Here is a 13,465-nt window from a genome sequence, read left to right on the forward strand (position 1 = left end):
CACCTCTCCCGCGTGCAGCGCGAGCCCGCATACGGCCATCCTTCGAGACGCCCGCTTTGCGGGCTCCTCAGGATGAGGACTGAGTGCGTGGCAGCAATTTTCACAGGCAAAGCTGCCGCTCAGCCTCATCCTGAGGAGACCGCGGAGCGGTCGTCTCGAAGGACGAGGCGCTCGCTCAGGCCCCGCCAAGCTCACATGCGATAGCTCTGCCGCAAGCAAGCAGCGCACTGTCATCGCACTGTCAATGGCTGACTTCGCACACGTTTTTATGGCACAACGGCCACCCTTACCGACCGACCAACGAGGCCACGCATGCCCGCGCCAAAACCGCCTGCCTTCGAGACCCTGAGCCTGCATGCGGGCCAGCATCCGGATCCCACGACCGGCGCCCGGGCGGTGCCGATCTACCAGACCACGTCCTACGTGTTCCAGGATTCCGACCACGCCGCCGCGCTGTTCAACCTGGAGCGCGCCGGCCACATCTATACGCGCATCTCCAATCCGACCACCGGCGTGCTGGAGGAGCGGCTCGCGGCGCTGGAGGGCGGCGTCGGCGCGATCTGCACGGCGAGCGGCCAGGCCGCAATGCATCTGGCCATCGCAACGCTGCTCAGTGCCGGCGACCATATCGTGGCGTCGAGCTCGCTCTACGGCGGCACCATCAACCTCTTGGCACACACGCTGCCGCGCTTCGGCATCACCACGACGTTCGTCAAGCCGCGCGACCTCGACGCGTTCCGCGCCGCGATCAAGCCGAACACGAAACTGGTGATCGGCGAGACCATCGGCAATCCCGGCCTCGAGGTGCTCGACATTCCCAAGGTCGCGGCGATCGCGCATAAGGCAAAGATTCCGCTGCTGATCGACAACACTTTTGCCACGCCCTATCTCAGCCGCCCGATCGAGCTGGGCGCCGACATCGTGATGCATTCGGCGACCAAATGGATTGGCGGCCATGGCATCGCGATTGGCGGCGCCATCGTCGACGGCGGGCGGTTCGACTGGCGCGCCTCCGGCAAATTCGGCGTGCTGACCGAGCCCTATGGCGGCTATCACGGCATCGTCTTCGACGAGCAGTTCGGCACCGCCGCCTTCATCATGCGCGCACGCACCGAGGGCTTGCGCGATTTCGGCGCCTGCCTGTCGCCGACCAATGCGTTCCAGCTTCTGCAAGGCGTCGAGACGCTGGGCGTGCGCATGGACCGCCACATGCAGAACACGTACGCCGTGCTGGAGGCGCTGAAGGCCAACAAGGCCGTCGACTGGGTGCTGCATCCCTCGCTCGAGGACCACACGGACTATCAGCTCGTCAAGACGCTGCTGCCGCGTGGTGCGGGCTCGATCATCTCCTTTGGCATCAAGGGCGGCAGGCCCGCCGGGCGCAAGTTCATCGAGACGCTGCGCATGATCAGCCATCTCGCCAATGTCGGCGATGCCAAGACGCTGGTGATCCACCCTGCCTCGACCACGCATCAGCAGATGGACGCCGAACAGCTCAAGGCGGCCGGCATCGGCGAGGAGCTGGTGCGGCTCTCGGTCGGCATCGAGACGGCCACCGACATCATCGACGACCTCAACCAAGCGCTGCGCATCTCGCAAAAGGCCTGACACCATGAAGCTTTCCGTCAACGGCACCGATGTGTTTGTCGCAACCGGCGGCCGCGACTTCGACAAGTCGCTGCCCGCGGTGGTCTTCATCCACGGCGCCGGCTTCGATCATTCGACCTGGGCGCTGCATACGCGCTGGTTCGCCCATCACGGCTTTTCCGTGCTCGCGCCCGACCTGCCCGGCCACGGCCGCTCGGCAGGCCCCTCGCTTGGCAGCATTGCAGAGATGGCCGACTGGACCGCGGCGCTGCTCGATGCGGCCGGAGCTGCGAAGGCGCATCTGATCGGCCACTCCATGGGATCGTTGATCTCGCTGGAGACCGCCGCGCGGCACCCCGACAAGGTGTCCGCGCTCAGCCTGATCGGCACTGCCGCGACCATGACGGTCGGCCCGGATCTGTTGAAGGCTGCCGAGGCCAACTCGCAGGATGCCAACGACATGGTCGCGATCTGGGGCCTCGGCTTCAATGCCGAGCTCGGCGGCAGCCTCGCGCCGGGTCTGTGGATGCATGGCGGCGCGCAGGCGGTGCTGAAGGCCTGCGAGCCTGGCGTGCTGTTTAGGGATCTGTCGGCCTGCAATGCCTACGCGAACGCGCTTGCCGCCGCGGCGAGCGTGAAGGTACCGACGACGCTCATTCTCGGCGAGCGGGACATGATGACACCGGCGAAGGCCGGCAAGGCGCTTGCGGCCGCGATCCCGCATGCGAAGACCGTCGTGGTGCCCGGCGCCGGCCACATGATCATGGCCGAGCGCCCCGACGAGTTGCTGGCGGCGCTGAGGAACTAAGCGGATCGATCTCCTGCCTTGCGCGTTGCGGTCAGACATCCCTCTGTCTCAAGAAGGGGAACTCGACCCATGCCAAGACAGGAAGTCATTCGTAAAGCGAAGCAGGACAAGCGCGCCGGCAAGTCGGCCAGCACGCAGGCCGGCGAATTCGTCAAAGACGAGATCGACAGGATCCGGAAAGGAAAGCACGGCGCGCGCTCGACCAAGCAGGCGATCGCCATCGGTCTCTCCGAGGCGCGTCGCGCCGGCGTCGATCTTCCGCCACCGCGCAAGGGACGCACCAAGAAGGCGACGCGCCGCAGCGCCAAATACGCTTACGAGGTCGGCCAGGGCAAACGCACGCCAAAGCGTCGGCCGAAAGTGTCGCGCGCCGTCGAAGGCGTGTTGAAGAAGGAGCCGCGGTCGACCGCATCGCGCGGCGCGCTGTCGAAGCAGGCCAAGCGGGCCGCACGCCGCCGAACCGCAGCGTCCCGCTCGGCCGCCGCGCGGAAAGCGAGCCAAACCAAGGGATCGAAGGTCCGCTCCGCCGCCGCAACGAAGGCGGCACGCACCCGGGCGCGCCGCCGGAGTTGATCAGTCGCACAGGCTTCAGGAGCCCGGCGTCCACTTCCAGACGATGTCGGAGACATTGACCGGCTTCGGGATCAGACCGAGCTTTGCGAAACGATCGGCGACCGCCTGCTGGCTTGCGATAATTTCTGAATCCAGCGGCACGACGCGGAAATTCGAGCGATCCACGAAACGCCTGACGGCCTCGATGTCGACGCCGGTCGCGTCTGCCTGCGCTTTGGCGACGTCCTCGTGGTGCTGGTTGGCCCAGACGCCTTCGGACGCGAAGGTCGTGTTGAGCTTCGCGACCAGCGCCGGATATTTTTCCACGAAGTCCGTGTTGGCGATGTAGAACGCGTTCGGCTTGTGCACGTCCTTGTCGAAGGCGATGACGCGGGCGCTCTCCTTCAACTCGGCGAGCGCCAGATACGGATCCCAGATCGACCAGGCATCGACCGAGCCCTTGACGAAGGCGGCCGTCGCATCCGCAGGCGCAAGCGGCGCCGGCGTGATGTCGGACCAGGACAGGGCGGCCTTTTCGAGCGCCGCGACCAGGAGATTATGCGCGCTCGATCCCTTGCCGAAGGCGACGCGCTTGCCCTTGAGATCAGCCAGCGTCTTGATGGCTGAGTCCTTCGGCACGATGATCGCCTGGGTGTTGCCGTCGGATTTCACCGCGGCGACGTAGCGGATCTTGGCGTCGCCGGCCTGCGCGAAGATCGGCGGGGAGTCGCCGACATAGCCGAAATCGACGCTGCCGACATTGATGGCCTCCAGCAGCGGCGGACCGAACTGGAAATCGACCCACTTGATCTCGATGCCCAGTGGCTTGAAGGCGTTCTCGAGCGTCTGGCGCTGACGCACCGCCGGGAAGAAACCGCCCTTCTGCGTGCCGATGCGGATTTCCGCCGGCTTGTCCTCGGCGTGCGCGGGTGCAGCCAGGGCCGTAGCGAGCAGGAGCGTCGTTGCAAGGATGTGTCGTCGGCTAATCATATCGCGGTCCTTTCACTGGGGTCAGTTGGCGAAGAGTTGCGAGCTCGCGCGGCGGCTACGCTCGGAGAACACGGCACGGGCGGCGCGCTCGGCCTCGCGGGCCGAACGGAACTGGCGGCCTTCGAGGCTGTCGAACAGGCGCTCGGAGGAGAAGAAGCGGAAGCCGCGCTCATCCCTCGTGATGATGCCGGCGGCGCGATCGTGGATCTCGATGATGTAGGCGTTGGACTGGGTATGGGACATGACTGCTCGTTCGCCGGAATTCGGCGTTCCTGTCTTTGGATTTTCGGTGTGAGATGCTGCTAGGAGACCGTCAGCAACAACAACAGGCGCCCGTTGCCGCCGAGAAACAGCGCCGCGTCATGCATGCCTGCATGTCGTTCTGACTGCGCTGGTGGTCGGTTCTCATGGTGCGGCTTGGGCTCAAGGAGCAGTTTCGATGCTGCGAATATCGAGCGGTTGGCCCGATTGGTCAATGAAATGGCTATCCATATTTGCGACCGCTGCGCTTGGGCGCTTCTCCCGCCGCAAGCACTGACAGACGGATTCATCTCGCGATGAGTTCAACGCGCGCGAGCCGCGGAGCCGTAGGGTGGGCAAAGCGAAGCGTGCCCACCATTTGCGTGTGATTGGTGAGACTTCGTGGGCACGGCGCAAGTGCGCCTTTGCCCACCCTACGATTCCGGACTCGCGCAGATCCCTCACCCGTCTCGCCGCTTTGCGGCGAGCCCTCCCACAAGGAGAGAGGGTAAGAAAGATCACCACATCGTCGCGGCAGCCCGCTCCGGCCAGATGCGGTCGTACTCCGCGCCGCCGACCTTGTTCTGGCTCATCTCGGCGAGGATCTGACCGGGCGTCGGCAGCGTCTTGGGATCGACGCGCTTGTCGGGATTCCAGAGATCGGAGCGGACGATGGCGCGGGCGCACTGGAAATAGATTTCCTCGACGTTCATCACCATCACGCTGCGCGGCGCCTTGCCCTCGACCTTGAACGAGGCCAGCAGTTCCGGATCGACCGAGAGATGCGCGCGGCCGTTGGCGCGGACGGCGTTGCCGGAGCCGGGGATCAGGAACATCAGCGAGACCCTGGGGTCGCGCACGATGTTGCGCAGGGAATCGACCCGGTTGTTGCCGCGGCGGTCCGGCAGCATCAGCGTCTTGGGATCGTGGATACGGACGAAGCCGGGCAGATCGCCGCGCGGCGAGCAGTCGATGCCCTCCGGCCCGATGGTGGCGAGCGCGGCGAACGGCGCCTTCTCGATGAAGATGCGGTAGAGCGGGGTGACGTGGTCGGCGACTTTCACGGTCGAGGCGTCACCAACGGTACCGTAGATGGCTTCGAGCTGTTCGACCGTTTCGATCACCGTCATTCCACTCTCTCCTGGTTGCGCCGGCTATTCGTGCCAGCCTTCATTCCTGATCACGCGCACGAGCTGGCGGCTGTGATAGTCCGCGCTGCCGGCATTGAGGATGGTGACATCGGCCTGCGCCGACGCGTTATCGACACTGCGCGACAGCCGCTCCGCGATATTGCCGTCGCTGTGCCGGGCGCGCGCGGCGAGCCGCTGCGCCAGCACGTCCGGCGGTGCCGTGATCGCAACCACCACGACATTGGCATAGGCCTGGCGCAGCGCGGCAATCACGGTGCGCGAGACATTCGCGACGACCGCACGACCCGCGCGGATGTCATCGTTGATCTCGAGCGGCAACGCATAGGCGTGTCCATGTGCCTCCCAGTGCACGGCGAAATCGCCGTGCTCACGTGCGCGGTGGAAGTCGTCGGGGCTCACCGCGATATTGTCCTCATCGGCGGAGGAGGCGCGCGTCACGATACGGCGCGGGAAGACGATGTCGGAATCGTCGCTGCAGGCCGCCTGCGCCAGCCGCAACAGCGTGTCCTTGCCGGCGCCGCTGGGACCGACCACGAGCACGAGCCGGCCGGGGCCGATCGCACCCGCCTCGCCTTCGGCCGTGGTCACGGTCTCGCTCATGCGACGCGCTGTCCCTCGCGCCAGACGCTGCGGACCACGGGAACGTGGCCGGCAACATGCACGCGGATCAGGTCGGCGCGCTTGCCGGTCGCGACCTCGCCGCGGTCGGTGAGGCCGACCGCCTCGGCGGGCGCCTTCGTGACGGTGCGAACCGCAGCCGGAAGGCTGATCGCCGGCACATGCTCGGGCAATTGCAGTGCCGCCATGAGCAGGCTGGACGGAATGTAGTCCGACGACAGGATGTCGAGCAGGCCTTCGCGGGCGAGGTCGACCGCGGCGATGTTGCCGGAGTGCGAGCCGCCACGCACGACGTTCGGCGCGCCCATCAGGATGTCGATGCCGGCCTGGTGCAGGCCGCGCGCGGCTTCCAGTGTGGTCGGAAACTCAGCGACCGAGACGCGATCGCGTACGGCATCCGCGACGTTCTCCTCGGTGGTGTCGTCGTGGCTCGCCAGCGGGATCTTGTACTCATGCGCCAGCGCCACGATCTCGCGCATGTTGGCCGCTGCATAGAGTCTCTGATATTCGAAGCGCTTTGCGAACAGCTCGTCGAGCTCGGCATCAGTCTTGCCGCCGCCCTTGCCGCGATAATAGTCGCGCAGCTTGACCTCGTCGCGGAACTGGCGCTGGCCGGGCGTGTGGTCCATCAGCGACATCAGCTTGACGTCGGGACGGTCGATCAACTCCTTGGCCTCCTCGACCACGCTCGGCATCGGGATCTCGCAGCGCAGATGCAGGAAGTGGTCGGCGCGCAGCAGGCTGGCCTCGCGCGCGGTGGTGATGGCGGCGGCGAGCACGCCGGCGCGGCCATCGACCTCCTCCGCGCCGTCCTCGCGCCAGACCCGGAGCGAATCGAACACGGTGGTGATGCCTGATGTGGCGAGCTGGCCATCGTAGGAAATGACGGCGGCGACCGGATTCCAGAACACTTTTGGCCGCGGCACGTAATGCGCTTCGAGATGGTCGGTGTGGAGCTCGATCAGGCCGGGCATGATCAAATCGCCGCCGGCATCCTCGGCGCCCGCCGGCGCAGTCCCGTCACCGATCTCGGCGATGCGTCCGTCGGCAAGAGCGAGCCAGCCCTGCTCGATCACCCGGTCAGCCAGCACGATCCTGGCGTTGGCGATCACTGTGTCCTTCGGCTTCATTTCCATGTCCTTCAGGCGGCGGCAAAGCTGGTGACGTCGACGATGCGGTCGGCAATCAGATGACGGATTTCGTCGTCATGGACAATGGCCACCATGGCAACGCCCTGGCGCTTTTTCTCGGCGACCAGGTCGACCACGACGGCGCGGTTGGCTGCATCGAGCGAGGCGGTCGGCTCGTCGAGCAGGAGGATCGGCAGGTCCGAGATGAAGCCGCGCGCGATGTTCACGCGCTGCTGCTCGCCGCCGGAGAAGGTGGCGGGCGGAAGCTGCCAGAGCCGCTCGGGGATGTTGAGACGGTGCAACAGGCTGCCTGCACGCTGCTGCGCATCGGCCCGGCTCATGCCATTGACGATCAGCGGCTCGGCGACGACATCGATGGTCGCAACGCGCGGCACCGCGCGCAGGAACTGGCTGACATAGCCAATGGTGGAACGGCGGATGTTAAGCACCTGCCGCGGCTCGGCGGTGGCGAGATCGACCACCGCGCCGCGATGGCGGATGCCGATGCGGCCGCTATCACAGCGATAATTGCCGAAGATCATCTTCAGGATCGACGATTTGCCGGCACCTGATGGGCCGGAGAGCACGACGCATTCGCCGGGGTTGACGTGGAAGGTCACCCCGCTGACGACGGGCAATTCGATGCCGCCTTGCAGGTGCATCGTAAAGGTCTTTTGCGCATCGGCGACGTCGATCATGGCGGTCATCGGAAAACTCATGGCGGCAGAATCGAGGAGACGAGGAGCTGGGTATAGGGCTCGCGGGGATCGTCGAGCACCTGGTCGGTGAGGCCGGTCTCGATGACGCGGCCGCCTTTCATCACCATGACGCGGTGTGACAACAGGCGCGCGACCGCGAGATCGTGGGTGACGATGATGACGGCGAGGTTCAGCTCGGCGACGAGGCTGCGCAAGAGGTCGAGCAGGCGCGCCTGAACCGATACGTCAAGTCCGCCGGTCGGCTCGTCCATGAACACCAGCCGCGGCTCGGTGACGAGGTTGCGGGCGATCTGAAGACGCTGGCGCATGCCGCCGGAATAGGTGCGCGGCGCATCGTCGATGCGCGCTGTGTCGATCTCGACGCGGGTGAGCCAGTCGGACGCGGTGTCGCGGATGCGGCCGTAGTGATTCCACCCGACCGCCATCAGCCGCTCGCCGACATTGGCGCCGGCGGAGACCGCCATGCGCAGGCCCTGCGCGGGATCCTGATGCACAAAGCCCCAGTCGGTGCGGAACAGGAAGCGTCGCTCGGCCTCGCCCAGCGTCGCGAGATCGCGGGTGACGCCGTCGCGCATCCGGTAGGACACACGCCCCGCGCTCGGCGCGAGCTGGCCCGACAGCATCTGCAGCAGCGTCGACTTGCCCGAGCCGGATTCGCCGACGATCGCCAGCACCTCGCCGGGATAGAGCGAGAACGACACGTCGCGGCAGGCGGCGATGCGGCCGAAAGACTTGCTGAGGGATTTTGCGACCAGCAGCGGCTCGTCGTTGTCGAGCATGTCGGGATCAGCCATTCGAGGCCTCCGCCTTCTCCTTGTAGGGAGCAGCACTGAGGCTGCCGTGATGACCGGCGGCCTGGCGGCCCTCGCAATAGTCGGTGTCCGAGCAGACGAACATGCGCCCGGCCTTGTCGTCGGTGACGATCTCGTCGAGGTAGGAGTTTTCCGCGCCGCACAGCGCGCAGGGCGCGTTGAAGCGGTAGGGTTCGAAGGGGTGATCCTCGAAATCGAGCGACACCACCTGGGTGTAAGGCGGAATCGCATAGATGCGCTTCTCGCGGCCGGCGCCGAACAATTGCAGCGCCGGGCAATTGTCCATCTTGGGATTGTCGAATTTCGGCGTCGGCGACGGATCCATCACGTAGCGCGCGTTGACCTTCACAGGATAGGCGTAGGCTGTGGCGATGTGGCCGAAGCGGGCGATGTCCTCATAGAGCTTCACATGCATCAGGCCGTATTCGGCGAGCGCATGCATGCGCCGCGTCTCGGTCTCGCGCGGCTCCAGGAAGCGCAGCGGCTCCGGGATCGGCACCTGATAGACCAGCACCTGATTCGCGTGCAGCGCCGTCTCCGGGATGCGGTGACGGGTCTGGATCACCGTTGCCTCGTCCGTCGCGGTCGTCGTGGCGACGCCGGCGGTTTTGGCGAAGAATTTGCGGATCGAGATTGCGTTGGTGGTGTCGTCAGAACCCTGGTCGATCACCTTCAGCACGTCCTGGGGCCCCAGGATCGCAGCGGTGACCTGCACGCCGCCGGTGCCCCAGCCATAGGGCATCGGCATCTCGCGGCTGGCGAACGGCACCTGATAGCCGGGGATCGCGATGGCTTTCAGGATCGCTCGGCGGATCATCCGCTTGGTCTGCTCGTCGAGATAGGCAAAGTTGTAGGCGGGCGCGTTCATTCCGCGGCCTCCTTCATGGCATCAGGCGCATTGGCATCGGCGAATTCCTTGCGCAGCTTGCGCAAGAGGCCGAGCTCGGACTGGAAGTCGACATAATGCGGCAACTTCAGGTGCTCGACGAAGCCGGTGGCCTGAACGTTGTCCGAATGCGACATCACGAATTCTTCATCTTGCGCCGGGGCCAGCGCCTCCTCGCCAAGCTCACGGGCGCGCAGCGCGCGATCGACCAGTGCCATCGACATGGTCTTGCGTTCGCTCTGGCCGAAGGCGAGGCCATAGCCGCGGGTGAAGCACGGCGCTTCGGTCGCCGAGCCCTTGAACTGGTTGACCATCTGGCATTCGGTCAGCTCGATCGCGCCGAGCGGCACGGCAAAGCCGACGTCCTCCGCGGAGAACTCGACCTCGACCTCGCCGAAGCGGATCTCTCCGACAAAGGGATGATTGCGACCATAGCCGCGCTGGGTGGAATAGCCCATCGCGAGGAGAAAACCTTCGTCACCGCGCGCAAGGTTTTGCAGGCGCAGGTCGCGGTCGGCCGGAAAATTCAGCGGCTCGCGCGTGAGATCGCCGACGCTGGCACCCTCTTCGGCTTCCGGAGAGGATTCAATCAGCCCGTCACGCCCCAGAATGTCGGTGACGCGCGGGGTCGGCGCGGTCGAGGCTTCGGCCGTCGACGGCGTCTCCGGCACAAAACCTTCCGCGAGCGAGGGATCGAACAGGCGATGGGTGTAGTCGAAGGTCGGCCCAAGGATCTGGCCGCCGGGAATGTCCTTGAAGGTCGCCGACACTCGCCGCTGCACCCGCATAGCGCCGGTGTCGACCGGCTCGCTGGTGCCGAAGCGCGGCAGGGTGGCACGGAAGGCGCGGACCAGGAAAATCGCCTCGATCAAATCGCCGCGCGCCTGCTTGATCGCGAGCGCCGCAAGCTCTCGGTCATAGAGCGAGCCTTCGCTCATGACGCGGTCGACGGCAAGCCCGAGCTGCTCCGAGATCTGGTCGAGCGTAACTTCCGCAACGCTCTGGTCACCGCGCCGCGCATTGGCAAGCAGGCGATGGGCGTTCTCGATGGCGCGTTCGCCGCCTTTGACTGCGACATACATGCTTCTAGCTTCCCTTGCTCACGACGCACGTGGTGCGCGGGATCGCGACCACGGCGTCATCGGCGACCAGCACCACATCGATGCCGCGCGGAAACAGTGCCTCGTTCATACGCAGGCGCTCGGACAGATCGAAAGGCTTGATCGACGCCTGCAGCGTCGCGACGCCGTCGATGCCGGGGCCGCGCAGCTCGAAGCCAGGCCCCGCGTCCAGGCTTTCGACCTGAATGATCACCGTGGTCGAACGGTCCGGATACTCGCTGGTACCGAGCGCGAAGCGCTCGAGCGAAGGCAGTGCACTACCGTCGCTGATGAGCGCGAATGACGCGATCGAGGAGTCCTGCACAACCGGCGCGCCGGTGTGGAACTTCAGCCACTTGGTCACGTCAGAGCTTTCCGCCATCCGCGCATCGAGCCAGAGCGGCGTGTCATGGTCGAACAGCGTCAGTGCGATCGCCGCGGTGCCGCGCATCATCATTCCGGGCGCTCCCGCCATCGGCACGATGCGCTGGACCGAGCCCGGCCGCGCCATCGCGTCCATCACCGAGCGAAAGGTCGATTGCGCCGACAGCACCTTGTCGGCGAAACCCGGCGGCAATTCCGCAATCGTGGTCATGATCTCACCCCTCACCGCGCACCATGGTGTAGAAATCAACCTTCGTCGCGGCGGTCTCTTCCGCCGCCCGCTTCCGCCTGACCATAAGCTGCTCGCGCAACGGCGCGATAACGCTGCGCTCGACCAGCCCGCCGAAATCGCGGGACTGCACCAGCGCATCGCACAGCGCGATCAGCCGCGCCTTCTCGCCGTTGCGCCCGAGCGTGTAGCCGAAACCGACCTCGCCGCTCGCGAGCCTCACCGCCGCACGCGACACCGTGGCTTCGCCGAGATTGAAGGGCGCGCCGTCTCCGCCGACCCGGCCGCGCAGCATCACGAGCCCGTTCTCCGGCGAACGCAGATCCTGATGAGCCGGCAGGGCGAGATCGCGGAGGCGAGCGGCGATCTCGCCCGCCTCCGCGTGCGCCAGCACGGCCATCGCGGCCTTGCGCTGGGCTTGCTGGGTATCGTGCTGGGTCACCTAATCCACCGAGCTTTTGACAGAACTTGTCGAATCCAAGTTGTCTATGATAATAGACAACTTCATACGGACGCGCCATGACTGTTTCGTGACAATGATGTGATTTTCGGGCTAGGCTGACCGACGACATGAGCATGCAGGACACAGCCTCTTCGGGCGTCGCTTTGTGGCGCCTCGTCGCCGACGGCATCGAGCGCGGCATCGCCGACGGCCGCTTTGCCGCCGGCGACAAGCTGCCGGGCGAGATGGAGATCGCCGAAACCTATCGCGTGAACCGCCACACCGTGCGGCGCGCGCTGGCAGCCCTTGCCGAGCGCGGCATCGTGCGCGCCGAACGCGGCAGCGGAACCTATGTCGAGGCGCAGAAGCTCGCTTATCCCTTGCGCTCGCGCACGCGCTTCTCCGAGATCGTCGGCGCCGAGGGTCGCGAGCCGCATGGCCGGTTGATCGAGGCGACCGACGACGTCGCGACGCGCGAGCTCGCCCGCGAGCTGGGATTGAAGACCGGCGCGCCCCTGGCGCGGATCGAGGCGATTCGGCTTGCCGACCGCACGCCGATCTGCGTTTCCACCACGTGGCTGTCGGCGGAACTGTTTCCGGGCGCAGGCGAGGTGTTCGCCGCAACGCGCTCGATGACGAAACTGCTCGAACATTACGGCGTGCGCGACTATCGCCGCGGCGCGACCCGCATCACCGCCGGCATCGTCGATGCCACCGATGCCGCGCGGCTGGATCTTCCGCTCGGACGGCCGATCCTGGTGGTCGATGCCACCGACCACGATCTCGCCGGCAAGCCGCTGGTGACGAAGCATTCGCGGTTTGCCGCGGAGCGGGTGGAGTTTTTGGTGGAGTCGTAGGGGCCTTCTCTCTCCACGAAACCGGAGCCGTAGGATGGGCAAAGGCGCACTTCGCGCCGTGCCCACGATTTTTTTCGATCGTTAAGAGTGGTGGGCACGCTTTCGCTTTGCCCACCCTACCGCACCTGTGATCAGGCCACAGCCCTACGCCCGATAATCGCAAAGCGCAGCTTGCCCGAGATGAAATCGATCGCGGCCACCGCGACCAGGATCATCAGGATCAGGAACGAGACCCTCTGCCATTCCAGCACGCGGATCTGCTCGGCGAGCTGGAGGCCGATGCCGCCGGCGCCGACGATGCCGATGATGGTGGCCGAGCGGGTGTTGGACTCGATGAAATAGAGCACCTGGCCGGCGATAACGGGCAGGACCTGCGGCAACAGGCCGAAGCGGATCTCGTGCAGCGCGCTGCCGCCGGAGGCGCGGATGCCTTCGACCTGCTTCTGGTCGGCGCCCTCGATCGCCTCCGAGAACAGCTTGCCGAAGGCGCCGAAGTCCGACACGGCGATGGCGAGCACGCCGGCGAACGGGCCGAGGCCGACCACGTTGATCCATACCAGCGCCCAAATCAGCGTGTCGACGCCGCGGATCGAATCGAGGAATCGTCGCACGGGAAAGCGCACGATCTGCGAGGGGATGACGTTGCGTGCGGCCAGCAGGCTCACCGGGAGTGCGAACACCGCCGCCAGCGTGGTGCCGAGCAGCGCGATCGAGAGCGTTTCGCCGAGCGCCTTCAGATAGACCGGCAGCGAGGAGCCGGGATCCGGCGGGATCATCATCAGGCTGATCCAACCGAGCTGGCTGAGGCCGGCGAAGAACCGCGACGGCGAGAAGTCGAGATCGACGAGGCCGTAAGTGAGGATCGCGAACGCCGCGACGATCATCGCCGGGGTCGCGAGCCGCGCCGAGGCGGGCCCGTCGAACACGTCGGGGTAGCGCGCGCGCATCTCGCGCGGATCG

16 protein-coding genes are annotated in these 13,465 nt (G+C 65.9%); 4 read left to right on the forward strand and 12 right to left on the reverse strand.

Annotation, left to right across the window (positions count from 1 at the left end; genetic code table 11):
- Window positions 1-312 precede the first annotated feature (312 nt).
- From JQ603_RS17620 to JQ603_RS17630, 3 genes are all read left to right on the forward strand, one after another.
- On the forward strand, window positions 313-1,608 hold the full coding sequence (locus JQ603_RS17620; RefSeq protein WP_212341253.1) for an O-acetylhomoserine aminocarboxypropyltransferase: 1,296 nt from the start codon (window positions 313-315) through the stop codon (window positions 1,606-1,608).
- Window positions 1,609-1,612: 4 nt separating this feature from the next.
- The gene (locus tag JQ603_RS17625; protein WP_212341254.1) at window positions 1,613-2,395 is read left to right on the forward strand and encodes an alpha/beta fold hydrolase; all 783 of its coding nucleotides are present in this window, start codon (window positions 1,613-1,615) and stop codon (window positions 2,393-2,395) included.
- 69 nt (window positions 2,396-2,464) lie between these two features.
- Window positions 2,465-2,968, forward strand: coding sequence for a DUF6496 domain-containing protein (locus tag JQ603_RS17630; RefSeq protein ID WP_212341255.1), 504 nt, complete (start codon window positions 2,465-2,467; stop codon window positions 2,966-2,968).
- Between the two features lie 15 nt (window positions 2,969-2,983).
- Here the strand turns inward: JQ603_RS17630 and JQ603_RS17635 are convergent, their stop codons facing one another.
- The 11 genes from JQ603_RS17635 to phnG form a co-directional block, all read right to left on the reverse strand.
- A complete protein-coding gene (locus tag JQ603_RS17635; RefSeq protein WP_212341256.1) occupies window positions 2,984-3,937 on the reverse strand; it encodes an aliphatic sulfonate ABC transporter substrate-binding protein in 954 nt (317 codons plus the stop codon).
- A 21-nt stretch (window positions 3,938-3,958) separates the two neighbouring features.
- Complete coding sequence (locus tag JQ603_RS17640; RefSeq protein WP_212341258.1) at window positions 3,959-4,180, reverse strand: hypothetical protein; 222 nt, start codon at window positions 4,178-4,180, stop codon at window positions 3,959-3,961.
- A 515-nt stretch (window positions 4,181-4,695) separates the two neighbouring features.
- Window positions 4,696-5,307: a pyridoxamine 5'-phosphate oxidase family protein gene (locus tag JQ603_RS17645; RefSeq protein ID WP_212341260.1), complete on the reverse strand. Its 612-nt coding sequence runs from the start codon at window positions 5,305-5,307 to the stop codon at window positions 4,696-4,698.
- Window positions 5,308-5,331: 24 nt separating this feature from the next.
- Entirely contained in the window at window positions 5,332-5,928 is a 597-nt protein-coding gene (gene phnN / locus JQ603_RS17650) for a phosphonate metabolism protein/1,5-bisphosphokinase (PRPP-forming) PhnN (RefSeq protein WP_212341262.1), read from the reverse strand.
- On the reverse strand, window positions 5,925-7,082 hold the full coding sequence (locus tag JQ603_RS17655; protein WP_212341264.1) for an alpha-D-ribose 1-methylphosphonate 5-triphosphate diphosphatase: 1,158 nt from the start codon (window positions 7,080-7,082) through the stop codon (window positions 5,925-5,927). The genes phnN and JQ603_RS17655 overlap by 4 nt, the downstream gene beginning before the upstream one ends.
- Window positions 7,083-7,087: 5 nt before the next feature.
- Window positions 7,088-7,783 (reverse strand): phosphonate C-P lyase system protein PhnL, encoded by a 696-nt coding sequence (gene phnL / locus JQ603_RS17660; RefSeq protein ID WP_212341266.1) that lies wholly within the window; start codon window positions 7,781-7,783, stop codon window positions 7,088-7,090.
- 8 nt (window positions 7,784-7,791) lie between these two features.
- A complete protein-coding gene (phnK, locus tag JQ603_RS17665; protein ID WP_212341268.1) occupies window positions 7,792-8,589 on the reverse strand; it encodes a phosphonate C-P lyase system protein PhnK in 798 nt (265 codons plus the stop codon).
- On the reverse strand, window positions 8,582-9,475 hold the full coding sequence (locus tag JQ603_RS17670; RefSeq protein WP_212341270.1) for an alpha-D-ribose 1-methylphosphonate 5-phosphate C-P-lyase PhnJ: 894 nt from the start codon (window positions 9,473-9,475) through the stop codon (window positions 8,582-8,584). Before JQ603_RS17670 ends, phnK begins: the two co-directional genes overlap by 8 nt.
- Window positions 9,472-10,575, reverse strand: coding sequence for a carbon-phosphorus lyase complex subunit PhnI (locus tag JQ603_RS17675; protein ID WP_212341272.1), 1,104 nt, complete (start codon window positions 10,573-10,575; stop codon window positions 9,472-9,474). Before JQ603_RS17675 ends, JQ603_RS17670 begins: the two co-directional genes overlap by 4 nt.
- A gap of 4 nt (window positions 10,576-10,579) precedes the next feature.
- Window positions 10,580-11,188, reverse strand: a complete 609-nt coding sequence (gene phnH / locus JQ603_RS17680) for a phosphonate C-P lyase system protein PhnH (protein WP_212341274.1) — start codon at window positions 11,186-11,188, stop codon at window positions 10,580-10,582.
- A 4-nt stretch (window positions 11,189-11,192) separates the two neighbouring features.
- Complete coding sequence (phnG, locus tag JQ603_RS17685) at window positions 11,193-11,606, reverse strand: phosphonate C-P lyase system protein PhnG (protein ID WP_245003695.1); 414 nt, start codon at window positions 11,604-11,606, stop codon at window positions 11,193-11,195.
- Between the two features lie 170 nt (window positions 11,607-11,776).
- On the opposite strand from phnG, the gene phnF reads away from it, so the two are divergent.
- Entirely contained in the window at window positions 11,777-12,505 is a 729-nt protein-coding gene (gene phnF / locus JQ603_RS17690; protein WP_212341276.1) for a phosphonate metabolism transcriptional regulator PhnF, read from the forward strand.
- Window positions 12,506-12,636: 131 nt separating this feature from the next.
- Here the strand turns inward: phnF and phnE are convergent, their stop codons facing one another.
- Window positions 12,637-13,452, reverse strand: coding sequence for a phosphonate ABC transporter, permease protein PhnE (gene phnE, locus JQ603_RS17695; RefSeq protein WP_245003696.1), 816 nt, complete (start codon window positions 13,450-13,452; stop codon window positions 12,637-12,639).
- Window positions 13,453-13,465: the final 13 nt, after the last annotated feature.

This window comes from Bradyrhizobium liaoningense (genome assembly GCF_018130825.1).
In the GTDB taxonomy this organism is placed as follows: Bacteria; Pseudomonadota; Alphaproteobacteria; order Rhizobiales; family Xanthobacteraceae; genus Bradyrhizobium; species Bradyrhizobium liaoningense_B.

What these genes read in the sequence shown, in the direction of transcription:
- JQ603_RS17640 (WP_212341258.1), bottom strand. Translation starts at nt 4,180, where the DNA reads ATGTCCCATACCCAGTCCAACGCCTACATCATCGAGATCCACGATCGC.
- JQ603_RS17620 (WP_212341253.1), top strand. Translation starts at nt 313, where the DNA reads ATGCCCGCGCCAAAACCGCCTGCCTTCGAGACCCTGAGCCTGCATGCG.
- phnN (WP_212341262.1), bottom strand. Translation starts at nt 5,928, where the DNA reads ATGAGCGAGACCGTGACCACGGCCGAAGGCGAGGCGGGTGCGATCGGC.
- JQ603_RS17630 (WP_212341255.1), top strand. Translation starts at nt 2,465, where the DNA reads ATGCCAAGACAGGAAGTCATTCGTAAAGCGAAGCAGGACAAGCGCGCC.
- phnF (WP_212341276.1), top strand. Translation starts at nt 11,777, where the DNA reads ATGAGCATGCAGGACACAGCCTCTTCGGGCGTCGCTTTGTGGCGCCTC.
- JQ603_RS17645 (WP_212341260.1), bottom strand. Translation starts at nt 5,307, where the DNA reads ATGACGGTGATCGAAACGGTCGAACAGCTCGAAGCCATCTACGGTACC.
- JQ603_RS17655 (WP_212341264.1), bottom strand. Translation starts at nt 7,082, where the DNA reads ATGGAAATGAAGCCGAAGGACACAGTGATCGCCAACGCCAGGATCGTG.
- JQ603_RS17625 (WP_212341254.1), top strand. Translation starts at nt 1,613, where the DNA reads ATGAAGCTTTCCGTCAACGGCACCGATGTGTTTGTCGCAACCGGCGGC.
- JQ603_RS17675 (WP_212341272.1), bottom strand. Translation starts at nt 10,575, where the DNA reads ATGTATGTCGCAGTCAAAGGCGGCGAACGCGCCATCGAGAACGCCCAT.
- phnG (WP_245003695.1), bottom strand. Translation starts at nt 11,606, where the DNA reads ATGGCCGTGCTGGCGCACGCGGAGGCGGGCGAGATCGCCGCTCGCCTC.
- phnH (WP_212341274.1), bottom strand. Translation starts at nt 11,188, where the DNA reads ATGACCACGATTGCGGAATTGCCGCCGGGTTTCGCCGACAAGGTGCTG.
- JQ603_RS17635 (WP_212341256.1), bottom strand. Translation starts at nt 3,937, where the DNA reads ATGATTAGCCGACGACACATCCTTGCAACGACGCTCCTGCTCGCTACG.
- phnL (WP_212341266.1), bottom strand. Translation starts at nt 7,783, where the DNA reads ATGACCGCCATGATCGACGTCGCCGATGCGCAAAAGACCTTTACGATG.
- phnK (WP_212341268.1), bottom strand. Translation starts at nt 8,589, where the DNA reads ATGGCTGATCCCGACATGCTCGACAACGACGAGCCGCTGCTGGTCGCA.
- JQ603_RS17670 (WP_212341270.1), bottom strand. Translation starts at nt 9,475, where the DNA reads ATGAACGCGCCCGCCTACAACTTTGCCTATCTCGACGAGCAGACCAAG.
- phnE (WP_245003696.1), bottom strand. Translation starts at nt 13,452, where the DNA reads ATGCGCGCGCGCTACCCCGACGTGTTCGACGGGCCCGCCTCGGCGCGG.